General features: G+C 62.5%; 18 protein-coding genes. 8 read left to right on the top strand and 10 right to left on the bottom strand.

Annotated features, from left to right (window positions below; translation table 11 throughout):
- Position 1 precedes the first annotated feature (1 nt).
- The 5 genes from AB3X39_RS10265 to AB3X39_RS10245 form a co-directional block, all read right to left on the bottom strand.
- Positions 2 to 532: a hypothetical protein gene (locus AB3X39_RS10265; RefSeq protein ID WP_369417281.1), complete on the bottom strand. Its 531-nt coding sequence runs from the start codon at positions 530 to 532 to the stop codon at positions 2 to 4.
- Between the two features lie 63 nt (positions 533 to 595).
- Positions 596 to 2272, bottom strand: a complete 1677-nt coding sequence (locus AB3X39_RS10260; protein WP_369417280.1) for an MFS transporter — start codon at positions 2270 to 2272, stop codon at positions 596 to 598.
- A 150-nt stretch (positions 2273 to 2422) separates the two neighbouring features.
- Positions 2423 to 3091 carry a 2-hydroxychromene-2-carboxylate isomerase gene (locus AB3X39_RS10255; RefSeq protein WP_369417279.1) on the bottom strand — a complete coding sequence of 223 codons (669 nt, stop codon included), beginning with the start codon at positions 3089 to 3091 and terminating at the stop codon, positions 2423 to 2425.
- Positions 3088 to 3306, bottom strand: a complete 219-nt coding sequence (locus tag AB3X39_RS10250; protein WP_369419047.1) for a DUF1289 domain-containing protein — start codon at positions 3304 to 3306, stop codon at positions 3088 to 3090. The genes AB3X39_RS10255 and AB3X39_RS10250 overlap by 4 nt, the downstream gene beginning before the upstream one ends.
- Positions 3307 to 3308: 2 nt before the next feature.
- Complete coding sequence (locus tag AB3X39_RS10245; protein WP_369417277.1) at positions 3309 to 5930, bottom strand: DNA topoisomerase III; 2622 nt, start codon at positions 5928 to 5930, stop codon at positions 3309 to 3311.
- Between the two features lie 92 nt (positions 5931 to 6022).
- Here AB3X39_RS10245 and AB3X39_RS10240 point away from each other — a divergent pair, with 92 nt between their 5' ends.
- From AB3X39_RS10240 to AB3X39_RS10230, 3 genes are read left to right on the top strand one after another with little or no spacing between them, the layout of a single operon-like run.
- A complete protein-coding gene (locus AB3X39_RS10240) occupies positions 6023 to 6502 on the top strand; it encodes an SET domain-containing protein (protein ID WP_369417276.1) in 480 nt (159 codons plus the stop codon).
- A complete protein-coding gene (locus AB3X39_RS10235; protein ID WP_369417275.1) occupies positions 6499 to 7320 on the top strand; it encodes a biotin--[acetyl-CoA-carboxylase] ligase in 822 nt (273 codons plus the stop codon). Before AB3X39_RS10240 ends, AB3X39_RS10235 begins: the two co-directional genes overlap by 4 nt.
- On the top strand, positions 7314 to 7967 hold the full coding sequence (locus AB3X39_RS10230) for a hypothetical protein (RefSeq protein ID WP_369417274.1): 654 nt from the start codon (positions 7314 to 7316) through the stop codon (positions 7965 to 7967). The genes AB3X39_RS10235 and AB3X39_RS10230 overlap by 7 nt, the downstream gene beginning before the upstream one ends.
- Before the next feature lie 10 nt (positions 7968 to 7977).
- On the opposite strand, the gene modC is transcribed toward AB3X39_RS10230, so the two are convergent.
- Genes modC through modA form a run of 3 tightly spaced genes read right to left on the bottom strand, consistent with a single transcriptional unit; the run spans position 7978 to position 10559 of the window.
- A complete protein-coding gene (gene modC, locus AB3X39_RS10225) occupies positions 7978 to 9093 on the bottom strand; it encodes a molybdenum ABC transporter ATP-binding protein (protein ID WP_369417273.1) in 1116 nt (371 codons plus the stop codon).
- Positions 9090 to 9791: a molybdate ABC transporter permease subunit gene (gene modB, locus AB3X39_RS10220; RefSeq protein WP_369417272.1), complete on the bottom strand. Its 702-nt coding sequence runs from the start codon at positions 9789 to 9791 to the stop codon at positions 9090 to 9092. The genes modC and modB overlap by 4 nt, the downstream gene beginning before the upstream one ends.
- A gap of 24 nt (positions 9792 to 9815) precedes the next feature.
- The gene (modA, locus tag AB3X39_RS10215) at positions 9816 to 10559 is read right to left on the bottom strand and encodes a molybdate ABC transporter substrate-binding protein (protein ID WP_369417353.1); all 744 of its coding nucleotides are present in this window, start codon (positions 10557 to 10559) and stop codon (positions 9816 to 9818) included.
- 196 nt (positions 10560 to 10755) lie between these two features.
- Between modA and AB3X39_RS10210 the strand changes: the two genes are divergently transcribed.
- A complete protein-coding gene (locus AB3X39_RS10210) occupies positions 10756 to 12417 on the top strand; it encodes an L-lactate permease (RefSeq protein WP_369417271.1) in 1662 nt (553 codons plus the stop codon).
- A gap of 7 nt (positions 12418 to 12424) precedes the next feature.
- Here the strand turns inward: AB3X39_RS10210 and AB3X39_RS10205 are convergent, their stop codons facing one another.
- Positions 12425 to 13306 carry a LysR substrate-binding domain-containing protein gene (locus AB3X39_RS10205; protein WP_369417270.1) on the bottom strand — a complete coding sequence of 294 codons (882 nt, stop codon included), beginning with the start codon at positions 13304 to 13306 and terminating at the stop codon, positions 12425 to 12427.
- 52 nt (positions 13307 to 13358) lie between these two features.
- Between AB3X39_RS10205 and AB3X39_RS10200 the strand changes: the two genes are divergently transcribed.
- From AB3X39_RS10200 to AB3X39_RS10185, 4 genes are all read left to right on the top strand, one after another.
- Entirely contained in the window at positions 13359 to 14189 is an 831-nt protein-coding gene (locus AB3X39_RS10200) for a (Fe-S)-binding protein (RefSeq protein ID WP_369417269.1), read from the top strand.
- 8 nt (positions 14190 to 14197) lie between these two features.
- The gene (locus AB3X39_RS10195; protein ID WP_369417268.1) at positions 14198 to 14890 is read left to right on the top strand and encodes a LutC/YkgG family protein; all 693 of its coding nucleotides are present in this window, start codon (positions 14198 to 14200) and stop codon (positions 14888 to 14890) included.
- Positions 14887 to 16329, top strand: coding sequence for a LutB/LldF family L-lactate oxidation iron-sulfur protein (locus AB3X39_RS10190; protein ID WP_369417267.1), 1443 nt, complete (start codon positions 14887 to 14889; stop codon positions 16327 to 16329). Before AB3X39_RS10195 ends, AB3X39_RS10190 begins: the two co-directional genes overlap by 4 nt.
- 177 nt (positions 16330 to 16506) lie before the next feature.
- A complete protein-coding gene (locus AB3X39_RS10185; protein WP_369417266.1) occupies positions 16507 to 18432 on the top strand; it encodes a diguanylate cyclase domain-containing protein in 1926 nt (641 codons plus the stop codon).
- Here AB3X39_RS10185 and AB3X39_RS10180 read toward each other — a convergent pair.
- Positions 18419 to 19303, bottom strand: coding sequence for a hypothetical protein (locus tag AB3X39_RS10180; RefSeq protein WP_369417265.1), 885 nt, complete (start codon positions 19301 to 19303; stop codon positions 18419 to 18421). The two genes, AB3X39_RS10185 and AB3X39_RS10180, sit on opposite strands and share 14 nt — an antisense overlap.
- Positions 19304 to 19316 lie beyond the last annotated feature (13 nt).

Below are 19316 nucleotides of genomic sequence, written 5' to 3'. Positions count from 1 at the left end.
CTCAATAACGCTGCGTCACACCCAGACGCCAGCCGTTGACCGTTTGGGTCGTGGACACACTGGGCACCCACACCCCACCCTCGGAGGTGGTCTTGCTGACCAGCGACCACTCCAAGGTCACACCAAACATCGATTGACCCGGATACCAGTTCATCCCGGCCATCACCCCAGCTTGACCGGCGGTATCGAACAAGGCCGTCGCCCCGCCACCTTCCACCCCGATGTAGGGATGAAGATCGCGCGAGCCAAAGTCGAGTCGTCGCGCCAACCGCAGGGCCGCTGACACGGCGCCCTGGCGGCTGCCATTACGCAGCCCCAGTTCGTGCAAACCAAAGCTCACACCCAAGATGAGTTCGTTGCCAATCGATCGCTGCAAGACGCAATCCCACGCCGTGAGCCGGTCCGATGTCATCGATGCCGGAGCCACCTGCAACTGCAACTCCATGTCCGCAGGCGTGGCCTGTGCCTCCATGACACCCCCCACCAGCCCCAACATCACCCCCATCATCCGCAAGCACGTCAAGATCTTCATCACTTCACCCGAAAACTGATTCGGGGGGCAGCATAACGCGTGGTGCGGCGTCAAAGTGCTGTCTTAATCCCGCGCGTAGATGTCGATGTCCTTGGTTTCACGCAAGAACAAGGTGCCGATCACAAAGGTGACACCCGCAATCACCACGGGGTACCACAGACCGTTGTACATGTTGCCGGTCTGGGCCACGATGGCAAAGGAGGTGGTGGGCAGCAAACCGCCGAACCAGCCGTTGCCGATGTGGTACGGCAAGCTCAGGGATGAGTAGCGGATACGGGTTGGAAACAGCTCGACCAGCATGGCCGCAATCGGACCGTAGACCATGGTGACGTAGAGCACCAAAAGCGTCAGGATGCCGATCATCAGCGGCTTGTTCATTTTGGTGGGATCTGCTTTGGCCGGATAGCCCGCCGCACGCAACGCATCATTCACCGATTTTTTGAAGGCTTGATCGGTGGCGCGAACCTGATCCAAGGTCAGCCCTTGGGTGGCGTAGCTCTGGATCACCACATCGCCAATCGCAATCCAGGCCATTTGCCCCGCCGGGGCGGCAACGTTGTCATAACTCACGGACTGCGCTGCCAACACTTGCTTGGCGATATCGCAGGAGCTGGTGAACTTCACTGTGCCTGTCGGATTGAACTGGAACGAACATTCGGCCGGATTTGCGTTCACCACCACCTTGTTCGTGGCTTGGGCTTGGGCCAGATCAGGGTTGGCCGCTTGGGTCAGCATCTTGAACAGCGGGAAGTAAGTCAACGCCGCCAGCAAACAGCCGATCATGATGATCGGCTTGCGCCCGATGCGGTCGGACCATGTGCCGAACACCACGAAAAAGGGCGTGCCAATCAGCAGAGCCACCGCCAGCAAAATATTGGCCGTGGTGATGTCCACCTTCAACGCTTGGGTGAGGAAGAACAGGGCATAGAACTGCCCGGTGTACCAAACCACCGCTTGACCCGCCGTCAGGCCCAGCAACGCCAAGATGACCACCTTGAGGTTCTTCCAGCGCCCGAAGGATTCAGACAGCGGCGCGCGCGACGTGCGTCCGTGCTCCTTCATGCGCTTGAACGCGGGGGACTCGTTCATCGACAGCCGAATGTAGACCGAGACCGCCAACAAGATGATCGACAGCAGGAACGGGATGCGCCAACCCCAATCGGCAAAGGCCGCTTCACCGACCAAAGTGCGCACCCCCAAGATGATCGAGAGCGACAGAAACAGGCCCATCGTGGCCGTGGTTTGGATCCACGAGGTGTACAGACCACGCTTACCGTGCGGCGCATGCTCAGCCACATAGGTGGCCGCTCCGCCGTACTCACCGCCCAGCGCCAGCCCTTGCATGAGCCGCAGCCCGATCAGGATCACGGGCGCCGCCACACCAATCGATTCATAGCCGGGCAGCACCCCGACAATGAAGGTGGACAAACCCATGATCAGGACTGTCACCAAAAACGTGTACTTGCGACCAATCATGTCGCCCAGCCGGCCAAAGACCAAGGCACCGAAGGGCCGGACGATGAAGCCTGCGGCAAACGCGAGCAAGGCAAAGATAAAAGCCGAGGTGCTGTCCAACCCCGTAAAGAACTGCTTGGCGATGATGGTCGCCAAAGAACCATAGAGGTAGAAGTCGTACCACTCGAACACGGTGCCGAGGGATGAGGCGAGAATCACCTTTCTCTCTTCTGCCGACATCGATTTGTGGGCGCTATTGCGAACGCGGCCAGCGGCACGGACCATGTGTTGTTCTCCTGAACGGTATGAAGAGCGGGGACCCCACGCACTTTTGAATGGGGGTCTGACCAAATCCTGACAGAACCACAAAGCAAGGGAAAGGCCTCAGCGCATATCTCTTCAGATGAAATCTGACTGAACTTCCCCTCAGAATTCTTAGTCGCGACGTCGCTGTAAACCCACTGAGGGCGCCGGATCATCCCAAGGCAACGCCAACGCAGCAGCGTCGCCACGCAGACACGCCGCAAGCAGCGGCAAGCTGTCTTGGCCCCAAAACTGCCGCCCGGCCAGCGGCCCATGACCCAGCACCTCGATCATCGGCACACCAAACAGACCGCGTTCGATCGCAGCTTCGGTTTCACGACGCAGTTGTTGCCGCACCGGATCACCCGCCGGATCGCGGCGCAGCTGCGCCTGCACTTGCTCACGCCAGCGCTGCAAGACGGCCGGATCGTCCGCCGCTTCGCCGCTGGTCCAGATCTGACGCAGGACCGTTTCACAGGCCCAGCGGCTGGGTGTTTCAGCCTCGTCGGCACAGGCCCACAACAAACGGGCCGCACCGAGCGGGTTGAACGGATGCCTGGCCGGGGGCCGAAAAGCCAACCCTTGGCCTTGCGCCAACCAGCGCACTTGGCGCCACAACCAAAGGCGCTTCGGCTCAATCTCGGCCGGTCCAAGCTGGCCCCAGTGGGCCAGCAGCGGCGCCAACAGGATCGGCCGGTACTCCACGCTGTGACTCAACCCGGCCAAGGCTTCCGGCAAGGCTTCGAAAGCCAGCCATGCGTAGGGTGAGAGCGGATCGAAGCAAAAGCGCAGCGGTGTCATGGGGTGGTGGGCGAATGATGTTGGCGCCAGATCACTCGGCGCGCCGGCAAGGTGCGGCAGATCTGCCGCCGGGCAGGTTCATCCAAACTTGACCAAGCAGCGATTTCATCCAAGGTGCGCAGACAACCCTCACACCAGCCCGTGACACCGTCCATGCGGCAAACGTTGACACAGGGACTGGTGATGCGGGCCTTGGCGGCGGGGGCTGAAGCCATGCTCATGCCTCGGCGGCCTTCTTGACCCCTTTTTTGGCAGCAGTCTTGCCCGGGACCTTGGCCGCACGCGGCTCGAACTCGAACACCACCTTGCCCTCTTTCTTGTCGTAAACCAAGAAAGCCTTGAAGGCCCGGCGGGTCTTGTTGGAGACAAAACCTTCCAGCAAATCGGTCTTGCCACTCGTCAGCAACTTGTGGATCTGCTCAGCCGTGATGGGTTGTTGCAGGATCACCGCACCGCTCTTGAAGTCGCAGGTGACGTGCGCGCCCACGGCGTGCTCGCAGACATAGTTGGTGCCGTGGGCGTAGACGTGGCCCTTGCACTTCGGGCAGGCCCCAAGACTTTGCTGGCCGGAGAAATCAATCGCTTCGCCCTCTTCTTCGGCCTTCTTCTCATCTTCTCCGAAGTCGAATTCAAGCTTCCAGTTGGCGATCTCGTCGTCACGCACCAGCTTCAACTCGGCCGTGAACGGCCAGCCGGCTTTGGAGCGAAAGCCTTCCAGCGGCCCGATGCGGTGATCGCGCAAAAAGGCGTCGGCCTCGCTCAGCTCAAAGCTGCGCCCAGCCGGGATCTTGGTGATCGAGAAGCCACAGCCCTCAGCCGCCCCCTCAGCGCCATCAACGCCCGAACAGGCAAAGCGGCGGTAGTTCTCCTTGACCACACCCCCGCAATTCGGGCACGGTGTGGCCAAAGTGGCGTAGTCCCCAGGAATCGTGTCGCGGTCGTACTCCTTGGCCTTGCGCACCACGCGCTCGGCCATCTCGGCAATGCCACGCATGAACTCAACACGACTAAGCTGGCCGCGCTCCATCTGTGCGAGCTGGTTTTCCCACTGGCCGGTCAACTCCGGCTTGGTCAGATCCTGCACATCCAAACCGCGCAGCAGCGTCATGAGCTGGAAAGCCTTGGCGGTGGCCATCAGGTCGCGACCTTCACGCAGCAGGTACTTCTCAGCGATCAAGCCTTCGATGATCGACGCGCGCGTGGCCGGGGTGCCCAAGCCCTTTTCGTGCATCGCCGCTTTGAGTTCTTCGTCGTCGATGAGCTTGCCCGCGCCTTCCATGGCAGAAAGCAGCGTGGCTTCGTTGTACCGTGCTGGGGGCTTGGTGCGCAGCGCCAAGGCTTGGATGTCGTCGTTGATCACCGTTTCACCAGGGCGCACTGCGACCAAGTTGGCGTCATCGCCTTGGGCTTCCTTACCGTAGACCGCCAGCCAGCCGGGCGTGACCAGCACCTTGCCGTTGGTCTGGAAATGCTGCTCTTTGCCAAAACCGGCCACCGCCACCGGCACCTTGGTGATACGGGTCGTGACCATGAATTCGGCCGACGGGTAAAAGACGGCCAAAAAGCGCTTGACCACCAAGTCATAAAGCTTGGCCTCGGGCTCGCTCAGGCTGCCGGGTGCTTGCAAGGTCGGGATGATGGCGAAGTGGTCCGAGATCTTGCTGTTATCAAACACGCGCTTGGTCGGCTTGACATAGCCCGCACTCAAGGCTTTGCGGGCATGCGGTGCCAACTCTTTAAGCAGCCCAGCAGAGCCTTCAGAAGCAATCATCTCGAAGGTCTGCTTGACCACATCGACGTAGTCCTCGGGCAGCGCGCGGGCATCGGTCCGGGGGTACGTCAGCACCTTGTGCTTTTCATACAGGGCCTGCGCCAACCCCAGGGTGTTTTTGGCCGAAAAGCCAAAGCGTGAGTTGGCCTCGCGCTGCAAGGTGGTCAGGTCGTAGAGCAGCGGGCTGGCCTGCGTGCTGGGCTTGGCCTCTTCGCTGACCATCCCGTTTTGGCCACGCACGGCTTCGGCAATCGCTTGGGCCTGCGTGAGATCCCAAAGCCGATCGGCCCGCCGGTCGCTGTCTTCGTCCTTCTTGAAGGTCGGATCCACCCACTTGGCGTCGTAAAGACCCGCGACCGCAGCAAAGCTGGCTTTGATCTCGGCGTAATCACGCGGCACATGCTTGCGAATCTTCTCTTCGCGCTCGACCACGATCGAGAGCGTCGGCGTCTGCACCCGGCCCACGGTGGTGAGGAAAAAGCCGCCGTCACGCGAGTTGAACGCCGTCATGGCACGCGTGCCGTTGATGCCGACCAACCAGTCGGCCTCCGAGCGGCTGCGGGCGGCGTCTGACAAGCCTTGCATCTCGGCATCGGAGCGCAGCTTCTGGAAGCCATCACGGATGGCTTGCGGCGTCATGCTTTGCATCCACAGACGCTGCACCGGTTTGTTCAGCTTGCCCTTGCCGCCGTCGGCGTATTGGACGATCAAGCGAAAAATCAATTCACCTTCACGGCCTGCGTCGCAGGCGTTGATCAGGTGGGTCACGTCCTTGCGCTTGATGAGTTTGACCACCGCCGCCAAGCGCGCCTTGCCCTTGTCGATCGGCTCCAAGTCAAAGTGCGGCGGGATGACCGGCAGGTGGTTGAAGCTCCACTTGCCACGCTTGACATCAAATTCCTCCGGGGCCTTGATCTCGACCAAATGGCCGACCGCCGAGGTCACGATCCACTGATCGTTCTCGAAGTGGTCGGCCAATTTTTCAAACTTGCCCACCACCGGCGTGAGGGCGCGCACGATGTCTTGTGCGACCGATGGTTTTTCGGCGATGACGAGAGACTTGCTCATAGTTTTCTGTTCTTTAGAATTCGAGCCTCGCGCGCGCTTGCGCGCATGCCCACACCCACCAATCTACTCAAAGTTCCAGCCCCTGGCCGAGCATGCCCTCCACATATCGCGCACGTCGCATTCAGGTACGCCGCTCCAAGGTCCATGGCCGGGGGGTTTTTGCCTTGATCAACATCCCTGCGGGTGCGTGGATCATCGAGTACATCGGTGAAGTGATCGACTGGCCCGAGGCGCTGCGTCGTCATCCGCACGATCCTGCGCAGCCAGACCACACCTTCTACTTCCACATTGACGACAGCCGGGTGATCGACGGCGGGGTGCGGGGCAACTCCTCACGCTGGATCAACCACGCCTGCGCGCCCAACTGCGACACCGAGGACGATGGCGGGCGCATCCACATCCGGGCGCTGCGTGACATCGCGGCCGGCGAGGAACTCACCTTCGACTACCGCCTGAGCATCGACGAGCGCTACACCGCCGCACTCAAACAGCGTTACGCCTGCCGCTGCGGCGCCCCAACCTGTCGCGGCACCCTGCTCGCACCCAAAGCCAAGCGAAAGCCCCGACTGTGAATGACGTGAATGGTGTGAACTGGCGGGCCGAAGATCTCTGGCTAGCCTTAGAGCCCCTTTGCCCCGGACTCAGCATCGAGGTGCTGCCTGAAACGGCGTCCACCAACGCCGCACTGCTTGAACGCGCGCGCTTGGGCGACCCAGCGCCCTGCCTGATGGTGGCGGAGCGTCAAACCGCCGGACGGGGCCGCATGGGCCGCTCTTGGTGGTCAGAGCCCGGTGACTCACTGACCTTTTCCTTGGGCTTGCCCTACGCCCCACAAGACTGGTCCGGTCTGTCGCTGGCCGTCGGCGTGGCACTGGCCGACGCTTTAGAGCCCCAACCGGGCACCTCGCCACGCTTGGGGCTGAAATGGCCGAACGATCTGTGGCTACGAAACAACGATCCAAGCGACCTCAGCGCCCATAAATTGGGCGGCATCTTGATCGAGACCCTGATGCTGCCCCACGCTCAGCGCTGGCTGGTCATCGGCGTGGGTCTGAACATCGCCGCCCAACCCACACACCTCCCAGACACCCCCTTCAACACTGGCTACGCCGGCCTGCAAAGCCTAGATACCGCTCTGGATGCCCCCACAGCCTTGCACCGCTTGGCCGCACCCTTGCTCCAAGCACTCCAGAGCTTCGAACATCAGGGCTGGGCGGCCTTTCAGGCACGCTTCGCCGCCCGGGATGTGCTGGCCGGATGCATCGTTCAAGCCGGCCCCTCGATTCAAGGTCGAGCCGCTGGAACCGACCACGAAGGCGCCTTGCTCGTGCATACTGCCAGCGGCATTGAAACCATCCACAGCGGAGAAGTGAGCGTTCGACCATGCTGAGAGGGCTGGTTCTTTTTTTATTGATCGCCAATTTGGCGTTCTTCACCTGGACGCAAGGGCATCTGACCCGCGTCTTGGGCATTGATCCGTTGGGCGACCGTGAACCCGGTCGCGTGCAACAACAGGTCCACCCCGAAGCCGTGCAAATTCAGCCCCAAAGTCCTTCATCGGACCAAGGCGGACCGCTGGCTTGCTTGGAAGCCGGTCCGTTCAGCACCGCTGAACTTGAACAAGCGGTGACGATTCTCAAAACCAGCATCGATTCACACCAGTGGACCGTGCAAACGCGCGACATCCCGGGCCGATGGATCCTCTACATGGGGCGCTATCCCAGTCGAGAGGTGATGCTGCGCAAAGCCGAAGAACTCCGGCGACTCGACGTCACGCAAGTCGACGAAGTTCGCGACATCCCCGAACTGATCTTTGGCTTATCGCTGGGTGATTTCCAGCGTTTAGAAGCGGCTGAGGATGCGTTGATGCACTTCAACACCAACCGCGTTCGCAGCGCACGCATCGTGCAGATTCTGCCGCCCGGCCTCGCCCACACCCTACGCATCACCGCTGCGGATGCCGCCATCCAGACCCGCATCACCGCGCTGCGTATGGCCTTGGGTGCGCGCGCTTTTCAAGCCTGCAAAACCCGCTGAGCTGACAGCCTCAGCGGTCGCCCCGCTGCGACGGCCCCTCCAGCAGCGCCACCGATTTCACCTGCACCCACAACGACTGCCCGAGCGTAAGGCTCAGTGCCGCCGCCGAGCGCCGTGTCAAGCTCGCCAAGATCGGGCTTTGGCCCTGACTGGATGCGCCCTTCGCACCCACCATGAGTCGCACCCGCAGCAAGCCGGGATGCTCATCGTCGGCCAACGCGTCCACGCAAGCGGGCAGCATGTTCAAGATGCTGCTGCCCGGCGAGGCATCGAGCGCCAGACTGACATCGCGCGCCAGCACACGCACACGCACCGCGCGGCCCAACGCCAGCCCGCTATCGCGGGTCCACACCACCCCACCGGCAAAGTCGATGCGCAGCAAATGCCAAGCCGCATCGCGCTCAGCCACCACCCCCGACAACACCACCCCCGCGTCCTCGCCCAGCCGGATCGGCAGATCGAGCCGAGCCAGCGTGGCCGCCAAAGGCCCGGCAGCCTGCACGCGACCCTCGGCCATCACCACCAAGTGATCCGCCAACCGCGCCACCTCGTCAGGCGCGTGGCTGACGTAGATCAGCGGGATCTGCAACTCATCGCGCAGCCGCTCTAGGTAGGGCAGGATGTCTTGCTTGCGGGCCACGTCCAGCGCGGCCAAAGGCTCATCCATCAACAGCAGGCGCGGACTGACCGCCAAAGCGCGCGCGATCGCCACCCGTTGGCGCTCACCGCCTGAGAGGCGCGCAGGATGACGCGCCAGCAGCGGCTCGATGCCGAGCAACTCAATGGCATGATCCAGACTCAGGTCGGACGCACTGTGACGCCGCCGCAGGCCGTAGCGCAGATTGCCCAACACCGAGAGATGCGGGAAAAGACTCGCCTCTTGGAACACATAACCCAGCGCCCGCCGATGGGTCGGCACCCACGTCGTGGTGTCTTGCCAAAGCTCACCCTCAAAACGCAGCCGACCTTGAGGCACGCGCTCCAGCCCAGCCAAACAACGCAACACGCTGGTTTTGCCCGAACCCGAAGGCCCGAAGAGCGCCGTCACGCCCCGACTCGGCAGGGTCAGATCCACGTCGAGGCCGAAACCCGGCCAGTCGATCTTGAAACGGGCCTCGATGCTCATCGGCCCATACCCATCCCTATGCCCGCGCGGGTGCGAGCCCGCGCTTGCCAAGCGTAGAGGCTGAGCAGCACCGCAAACGCAAACACCAACATCACCGCCGCCAGCCGGTGCGCATCGGCATATTCGAGCGCCTCCACGTGGTCGTAAATCTGCACCGACACCACCCTCGTGAGGCCGGGCACATTGCCGCCGATCATCAGCACCACACCAAACTCCCCCACCGTGTGGGCAAAGGTGAGCACGCAGGCGCTGACAAACCCCGGCAGCGCCAAGGGCGCCACCACACTGAAAAAAGCATCCAGCGGTGCAGCACCCAAGGTGGCCGCGACTTCCAGCGGGCGCTCGCCCAGCGCTTCGAAAGCGTTTTGCAGCGGCTGCACCATGAAGGGCAGCGCGTAGACCATCGAGCCCAGCACCAGCCCCCAGAACGTGAACGGCAGCAAACCCCAGCCCAAGGTTTGGCTCAAGCGCCCGACCCAGCCCTCGGGCCCCATGGCGATCAGGAGATAAAAGCCCAGCACCGAAGGCGGCAGGACCAGCGGCAGCGCCACCAGCGCACTCACCGGCCCCTTCCACCACGCACGGCTGCGCGCCAAGCCCCAAGCGATGGGTGTGCCCACGACCAAGAGCAGCAGCGTCACCACCGCCGCCAGCCGCAGCGTCAGCCCAAGGGCTTGAAGATCACCGTCATGCAGCATCGGCTTGTATCCGCTCAGATCGACTCATCGGCCATAGCCATAGGCGCGCAACAGCGTTTGGGTTTTGTCGGTTTTCAAGTACGCCAGCAGCGCCTCAGCCGCGACGTTACCCCGGCCTTTGGCGAGCAACACCGCATCTTGGCGGATGGGGCGGTGCAGCTTGGCCGGCACGATCCAAGCCGAACCACCGGCATTCAAAACACCGTCCTTCATCACTTGCGACAACGCAACAAAGCCCAGCTCAGCGTTGCCGGTGCTGACGAATTGATAGGTCTGGGCGATGTTCTCGCCCTGCACCAGCTTGGGCTGGACCGCCGCCAGCACACCCATGCCGCTCAAAACCTCCATGGCCGCAGCGCCATAGGGGGCCAACTTCGGCGCAGCGATGGCCAACTTTTGAAAGGCCCCCTTGGCCAACACCTCGCCCTTGGCATCCACCAGCCCGGCTTGGGCCGACCACAACACCAAGGTGCCCAAGGCGTAGGTGAACCGACTCCCCGGCACCGTCAGACCGTCTTTTTCCAGCTGCACTGGTTTTTCGTCATCGGCCGAAAGCAGCACCTCAAACGGCGCGCCGTGCTTGATCTGCGCATAGAACTTGCCCGAAGCGCCGAAGGACATCCGCACCGTGTGGCCCGTCTCGCGCTCGAACGCCACCGCCATCGCCTGCATCGGGGCGGTGAAGTTGCTGGCCACCGCGACTTGGACCTCAGCAGCTTGGGCGGGCAAAAGCCCCCCCCCAACCAGCGCCCACCCAAGCCACCTCATGACGATCAGTGTCGATGTTTTCATGGGCCGGGAGTCTATCGGCTTGAGCCGATGACGGCAGAACGGTGGCCTGCGGGTTTATCCGCAATGAAAGTTGTTCGTCACCCGCGCTGAAAATCTTTCGTTTGTCATCCCGGTACGAGACCCGGACCATCGCGCGCATTCACTCTCTCTTCAGGCCCTTAGGAGGCAACCGATGACGTGGCAACAGATCTACGACCCCCTGGGCAACATGGCCCTTTCCACCTTGCTGGCTGCTGTGCCGGTGGTGGTGATGCTGGTGGGACTTGGCTTCCTGCACCTCAAAGCCCACATCGCTGCGGGTGCCGGTTTGGTGGCTGCGCTGGCCATCGCCGTCTTCGTCTACGGCATGCCCATGGGCATGGCGGGCAACGCTGCGCTGCTCGGGGGCTTGACCGGCCTGCTGCCGATCGGCTGGATCGTGCTCAACATCATCTTTTTGCACCAGCTCACGGAACAAAACGGCAGCTTCCAGATCCTGCAAGACTCGATTGCCGGCATCACCGAAGACCGCCGGTTGCAACTGCTGCTGATTGCCTTTGCCTTCGGGGCGTTCTTTGAAGGTGCTGCCGGCTTCGGCACCCCCGTGGCCGTGACCGCCGCGATCCTGATCGGGCTGGGTTTCTCGCCGCTGGCCGCCTCGGGCCTGAGCTTGATCGCCAATACCGCCCCGGTGGCCTACGGTGCGCTGGGCACGCCGGTGATCACGCTGGCCAAGGTGCACGGCTACGACGTGATGGCCCTGTCAGCGATGGTGGGTCGTCAGCTGCCGCTGTTCTCGCTCTTGGTGCCGTTCTGGCTGATCTGGGCCTTTGCGGGGCGCAAGGCGATGTGGGAGATCTGGCCGGCCATTTTGGTCACCGGGCTGAGCTTCGCCATCACCCAGTTCTTGGTGTCGAACTACATCGGGCCGGAACTGGTGGACGTGATCGCCGCCATGGTGTCGATGATCTGTTTGGTGAGTTTCCTGCGCATGTGGCAGCCCAAGACCATCTGGCGCTCGGTCTCGCTCAAAGGCCATGAACAAGACGGCGGCGAAGGCCACGTGGCCCAAGCACCGCGCCGTCACCCGCGCAGCGACGTGATCCGGGCTTGGCTGCCGTGGATCATCCTGACCGTGTTTGTCTTCATCTGGGGCCTGCCCGACGTCAAGAAGTTCTGGAACGGCATCTGGGCACCGGCCTTCCCGATCGACGGCTTGCACAACCTGATCGAAAAGATGCCGCCCGTGGTGCCCTCCCCGCGCAAGGAAGCAGCGGTCTACACCCTCAACTTGCTCTCAGCCACCGGCACCGGCATCTTCTTGGCCGCCTTGGTCGGTGGACTGGTGATGAAGTACAACCCGCTGCAACTGCTGGCCACCTTTGGTCGGACCTTCTGGCTGGTGCGCTACTCGCTGATCACCATCGTGCTGATGCTGGCCTTGGGCACGCTGACGCGCTACTCCGGCACCGACACCACCTTGGGCTTGGCCTTCGCCAACACCGGCGTGCTCTACCCCTTCTTCGGCACCTTGATGGGCTGGATCGGCGTGGCGCTGACGGGCTCGGACACCGCCTCGAACGTGCTCTTTGGTGGCATGCAAAAGGTGGCGGCTGAACAGCTGGGGCTGTCACCCAACTTGATGGGTGCGGCCAACAGTTCCGGCGGGGTGATGGGCAAGATGATCGACGCCCAGTCGATCGTGGTGGCTTCGACCGCCACGCGCTGGTTCGACCATGAAGGCGACATCCTGCGCTACGTGTTCTTCCACTCGATCGCCTTGGCCTGCTTGGTGGGCGTGTACGTCACCCTGCAAGCCTATGTCTGGCCCTTCTCGCTGATGGTGATTCGTTGAGATGACGTCAAGCAAAGGTGGAGCGCAACCAATCGGTGAAGGCGGCCACCTCGGGCCGAGGGGCGAGGTCGCGCTCCACCAACACGTGATAGGTGTTGGTGGAGGGCACCTCCAGATCGGGGAACAAGAGGATCAACTGCCCGTCCCGGATCCAGCGCTCGGCGATGCGCCGCGAACACACCGCCAAGCCCAAACCGCTGGCGGCGGCTTCAAGCAAGGCACCCAAGTCGGTAAAGATCGTGCCACGCTGTGGCTCGGGCCAAGGCAAGCCTGCGGCCCGAAACCACGGCAACCAAGGCACCAAGGGACTGCGCAGCAGCTCCAGCCCGGCCAGCTCGGCGGGCCGCGTCACCGCAGGGTGGCGTTGCACAAAGGCCGGCGAAACCAGCACATCGAGCCGGTCGTCGTACAGCTTGACCGTCAACCGCTCGTCGAACAGGCCGCTGCCGAAGCGAATATCCACATCGTGGCGTTCGGGTCGGTCTTGCATCGGCGCACCAATCGCCAGCTCAATCTCGATGTCCGGCCACAGTCGCTGGAACTCGGGCAGACGCGGGATCAGCAAATTGCGCGCGAAAGTCGGCGGCGTGCCCACGACCAAGCGCACCACGTCATCGTGCGGATTGCTGCGCGACAGGCTGGCAAGCCGGTCGAAGGCTTCCCGCACCCCCACCAAGCAGTGCTGACCAGCGTCGGTCAGCCGAACGCCGCTGGCGGTCCGTTCAAACAACTGTTCACCCAACTGGGCTTCGAGCTGTCGAATGCGATGGCTGATGGCGCTGGGCGTGATGCAAAGCTCGGCCGCTGCCGGGGCAAAACCACCCAAGCGAGCCGCGCTCTCAAACGCCAGCAGCGCATGGATGGGTGGAAGTCGACGCAATCGGGCCATGGTGCTTTGCTCTGTCAGCAAGTGCTGGGCCCGGGATTCTAGGATGCACCCCATGAATGCGCTCCCACTCCAAAACCCGAGACCCCGTCCAACTCGGGTGTACGTTTTTGCCACCTGCGTGGTCGATCTGATGGCGCCGCAAGCCGGCATGGACGCCATCGAGCTGATTCGCAGCGCCGGCATCGAGATCGAATTCCCCCAAGCCCAAAGCTGCTGCGGTCAACCCGCGTGGACCAGCGGCTACACCGAAGAGGCCCGCCGCGTGGCGCGCTCGCAGCTGGATCTGTTCCCCGAACCTTGGCCGATCGTGGTGCCCTCCGGCTCCTGCGCCGGGATGATGGTGCACCACTGGCCCCGGCTCCTCGCCGACGACCCCGAGCTGTTGAAACGCGCGCAAGACATCGGCGCACGGGTGGTCGAGTGGAGTGCTTTTATCCACGACTTGGCTCACGACGGGCTCAGCCCCGCAAGCGCTCAACGCCGCGAGCCGGTCAAGGTGGCGCTACACACCAGCTGCTCGGCGCGGCGCGAGATGGGCAGCCACGTACCCAGTGAAGCGCTGCTGCGCGCCCTGCCCGGCGTGGAGCTGGTGCAGCAAGCGCGCGTGACCGAATGCTGCGGCTTCGGCGGCACCTTCTCGGCACGGCATCCGGCGATCTCGGGCGCGATGGTGTCCGACAAGCTCGAAGCCTTGCGCGACAGCCGTGCCGACGTGGTGGTCAGCGCCGATTGCGGCTGCCTGCTCAACTTGCACCACGCCGCTGAAAAGCGCCGCGAGGCCAGCAAATCGGGTGAGACCCTGCCGCGCTGTGTGCATCTGGCCAGCTTCCTGCGCGAACGCGTGCTCGGCAGCACCGAGGCCGCGCAACAGGTCACCGATTGAGAGCCGCCATGACTGCATCGACGTCCATCCCCGCCCGCAGCGCCATCCTCGGCCGTCTGCGTGCCGCCGCTCCCGAGCAGCCGCTGCCCACACCGGATTTGACGGCCTATCACCAAGGGCCTTTCGGCCAAGGTGCCTCGGGCGATCTGCTGACGGCCTTCGAAACGGCCGCCCAAGGCTGGCGCGCCGAGGTGCTGCACGCTGACCCCACAACGTGGGCCACCACCGTGCGCGAGGCCTTGGACCGCCACGGCTGCCGCCGCGTGGCCATCGGCGCGGGAGGCCCGCAGCACGCCGAGCTTGTTCCGGCGCTGTCTGGACTGGCGCTGCGCCGCTTCGATCAACCGCTGGAGCAGTGGAAAGCCGAGTTGTTCGACACCATCGACGCCGGCATCACCAGCGCCTTGGCTGGCGTGGCCGATACCGGCAGCCTGATCCTGCAACCAGGCCCGGCTGAGCCGCGCACACTCTCGCTCGTACCGCCGCTGCACATCGCCGTGCTACGGTCCTCGACGATCTTCGCCAGTCTGGCCGCCGCGATGGCGACGCTCCACCCCGAAGCCGACATGCCCACCAACCTGCTCTTGGTCAGCGGCCCGAGCAAAACCGCCGACATCCAGCAGGTGCTGGCCTACGGCGCCCACGGCCCCAAGCAGCTGGTGATCGTGCTGATTCATGATCCCAAGGAGGTCCGGCCATGACGTCCACCGCACCGCTCCATTTCGTCGATCCGCGCCAGTTCAAGGCCAACACCCGCGTCGCAGTCGATGACGCGCATTTGCGGCGCAGTTTCCGCAGCGCGATGGATTTCCTGCAAACCAAGCGCGCCGGACACTTTGGCGATGTGGCGACCTTCGAGTCGTTGCGCGGCGTGGGCGAGGCAATCCGCCAGTACAGCCTCTCGAAGCTGCCGGATCTACTCGAACAGCTCGAAGCCAACCTCATCCAGCACGGTGTGCAGGTGCATTGGGCCGAGACGCCGGAGCAGGCCAACGCGATCTTTTTGGCCATCGCCCAGCAGCATCAGGCCAGCGGCATGATCAAGGGCAAGTCGATGGTCAGCGAGGAAATCGAGCTGAATCACCGCATGCAAGCGCATGGCATCGACTGTCTGGAATCGGACATGGGCGAGTACATCGTGCAGCTTGCTGATGAGCGGCCCAGCCACATCATCATGCCGGCGATCCACAAGACCAAGCAGCAGATCGCGCAGCTCTTTGAAGAGAAAATCCCCGACACGCCCTACACCGAAGATGTGGACACGCTCATCGCCACCGGCCGGCGGGTGCTGCGCGGCGCATTTCGTGACGCCAAGATCGGCGTGTCAGGGGTGAACTTCCTCGTGGCCGAAACCGGCTCCTTGGTGCTGGTCGAAAACGAAGGCAATGGCCGCATGTGCACCACCGTGCCAGAGGTGCACATCGCCATCACCGGCATCGAGAAAGTGGTGGAACGCTTCGAGCACGTGCTGCCGCTCTACAGCCTGCTGACCCGCTCGGCCACCGGGCAGGCGGTGACAACCTATCTCAACGTCATCACCGGACCGCGCCGCGAAGGTACCGAATCGCCCGAACTCGACGGGCCTCGGGAAATGCATCTGGTGCTGCTCGACAACGGTCGCAGCCAAGCCTATCGCGATGCCGATTTCCGCCCGACGCTGCAATGCATCCGCTGCGGTGCTTGCATGAACCACTGCCCGGTCTACGCCCGCATCGGCGGGCTGGCCTACGGCACGACCTATCCGGGGCCGATCGGCTCGATCATCTCGCCGCATCTGCTGGGCTTGGATCCCACCCAAGACCTGCCCACCGCCAGCAGCTTGTGCGGTGCTTGCGCCGAGGTCTGCCCCGTGGGCATCCCGATTCCTGATCTGTTGCGCCAGCTGCGTCGGGCTGCCAAGCACGACGCCGACCCCGGCCATGCCCCGCTGGCCGGTCAAGCCAGTGCCAAGGACTGGAAGGAAGCCTTGGCGTGGCGGCTTTGGGCATGGCTCAACACCCACCCTTGGCTGTACCGCACCACCATGGGCTTGGGCCGACGCCTGCGCGCCTTCACCCCCACCCACCAAGCCGGCTGGACCGCCCACCGCACACCCATGCGTTTGGCCAAGCGGGGCCTCCGACAACGGCTGAAGCGCTAAAACCACCCCAGCCAGCCACCGCAGAAATCCACCCACCGACTCTGGCAGACTTGGCAAAAATCAAGGTAGGCCTCATCAAGAAAGGTCATATTGCGGATGGTTTGAAATCGATGGGTGGGTATTTCCGTGAAAAGCAATCGATTGCTACTGATTTTTAGGGGCTGTTGGGTCTTGTTGATGGCCATCAGCATGGCCTCGGCCACCTTGGCCCGACCGGTACAGATGGATGTTCTGGCGTATCGCCATGACTCGGAGATGCCGGATCGATTTGACAGCCTGATCCGCCAGCTGAACCAAGCCTTTCCTGAACATCATTTCCAGCTGCGGTTTTGCACCTATCCCGAACTGGAAGACGATCTCCGCCAAGACAAAGCGGATTTCATCCTCACCAACCCGGGTCATTATTTCGTGGTGTCGGAGCGCTTCGCGCTCAGCGCGCCCTTGGCCACTTGGGTCCATCCTGGCCCGGAGCCGTTGTCGGTTTTTGGCGGCGTCATCGTGGTCCGAGCTGATCGACACGATCTCCAGACCATCAGGGATTTGAAAGAGCACCGGGTCGCGGCCGTGACGCGATCGTCCTTTGGTGGGTTCATGGCCCAAGCCTTTGAGGCTGAACAGGTGGGCCTGAGCTATGACCACGACTTCACCGTCGAGTTTGTCGGCACACCCCATGATGCGGTGATCCGCGAAGTGATGGCTGGCCGGGCAGATGCCGGCTTTGTCCGTACCGGCGTGGTCGAAAGCATGATCCGTGATGGCCAGTTGCAGGCCACGGATCTGCGCATCCTGCCGGCACCCACGATAGAGCCCCAGCCCCCTTCCGGAACACCCTTGCGAAACACCCGTTTCCAACGCTTTCCCCTGCACGTCTCAACACGGCTCTACCCGGAATGGCCGCTGGTGGCGCGCAACCGGATTGAGGAGGATCTCGCGCGACGCCTGACCGCCGTTGTCCTTGGACTGGCCACACCAGCCTCGTCGGGTCAGATGCCCTATTTCACGGTTCCAAGTCGTTATGACCCGACCGAGAACGTGCTGCGAACGCTGCGGCTGCCGCCGTTCGATCACATGCCAGCCTTCACGGTGGTCGATATTTGGTCGCGTTATCCATGGCAAATCGCGGTGACTTCGGGCTTGGTGCTCACAGTGATGCTGTTGTCGATCTGGTTGATCCACACCAATCAAACCCTCACGCTCAAGCGGGCGCGCATCCAGAAAGAAATCGAGCAACGCCAGAATCTGCTGGAAACCATGAATGAAGGGGTTTACGAGCTGGATTCGACGGGCCGATGTGCCGTGATCAATACGGCGGCCCTACAGATGCTGGGGTACGAGCGCAGCGAACTGATCGGGCAGGATATCCACCAGCGGATCCATCACCATCACGAGGATGGAACGGAATATTCGGCACAGGCCTGTCCCGTCCTGAAAACCCGGTTCGATGGCCTATCTCGCAATGTTGAAGACTGGTTTTTTCGTCGCACAGGGCAGGGCTTCCCGGTGGCCTTGCGGGTATCCGCCCATCCCAGTACGACTGGACCGCATGCGGTGGTGGTGGTCTTCCACGACATTTCCGCGCAACGCGAAAAAGAGCAACACATCCACCATCTGGCTTATCACGATGCCTTGACCGGCCTGCCCAACCGTGCCTTGTTCATGGATCGGCTGGAGCAGGGGCTGAACCTGTCACGCCGTGTCGGTGATCGGATGGCGCTGATCTTCATCGATCTGGATCGATTCAAACCCATCAACGACACCCACGGCCATCAGGCTGGCGATCGGTTGCTGGTGCAAGTCGCCAGTCGGCTACAGGCTTGCCTGCGACAGTCCGACACAGCGGCCCGAGTCGGCGGGGATGAATTCATCGCGCTACTGCACGGCGTCAAAGAACCGGAGGATGCCGAGGCCGTGGCGCAAAAGATCCGTTTCAGGCTTCAAGAACCTTTTGACTTGGGCGCCGGCTTGGTGGTCCAGATCTCCGCCAGCATCGGCGTCGCCTTGGACTTGGACGGACTCCTTGATGCCGAGAGCCTGCGCGCGCAGGCTGACCAAGCCATGTATCAATCCAAAGATAGCGGCGGTGATCGGGTCACGTTGTCCTGATCCGCCACACTGCCTCTTCGTGACCGCTGGCGTAGTGGTGGTGGGTGAGTTCGGGGTTGCGATTGATCAGCGCACGGGCGTAGAGCGGGTGGCGCATGCTGCGAACTTCATGTTCTAAGGTGAGCAGCACGCCCCCGCTGTCGAGATCGATCAGATCCTGAAAACGGTACTGGCTGAGGTTGCTTTCCTCGCTGATCAAGCCGCGCGCCACCAAGCGCTGATGCACACCCGAAAAATCGGCCACGGTGATCTGGATGTGGTGACCGTCATAGGCGGGCAAGGGCTGTGTGGTTTCACGCAGCACAAGGCCTTCGCTGATCCCCATAGGAATGTGGACCACCGGCGTATTGCCGTCGTTATCCGTCGCCAATTTGGCCTGATTGCCCAATATTTCGCGGTAAAAGCGGGCCAGTGAGACAGCCGATCCTGGCGGAATATCGATCTCAACATAGGGCATACCGAGCAAGATGCGACCAAAACGCGCCGCGTCAGGTGCATGGATGCGCATTGGATTGCCCCAAGGGCACACCACATCCACCGTCGCGGGGTCCACCGCACTGAAACGGAAGCAAGTCCCAACCAAACGCGGCTGGATGCGCTCCAACCGCGCGAGCAAAGCGCCCAGATCGGGCATCACCAGCCCCACTCGGCCACGCAGCACTTGAGCGGTGCCTGTGGGCAAGTGAAACTGCGTTGCGCCGACATTTATCCACAAGTTATCCACACCCGTATTCAGGTACGGATCACGCGTCAGACCCAAGCCCATGACATAGAAGATGAGCGCCTGCTGCTGATCGGGCACACACACGTTCAGATGTCCAAACTCAACGATGTTGCCAACGTCTTGGCTGCTGCGGTCAAAGAACGTCATGGTTTCAGCCCTC

Source organism: Leptothrix ochracea, assembly GCF_041083635.1.
Lineage (GTDB): Bacteria > Pseudomonadota > Gammaproteobacteria > Burkholderiales > Burkholderiaceae_C > Sphaerotilus > Sphaerotilus ochraceus.
The sequence above is the reverse complement of the archived record's forward strand: the minus strand, read 5'-3'. Positions and strand labels throughout refer to the sequence as shown.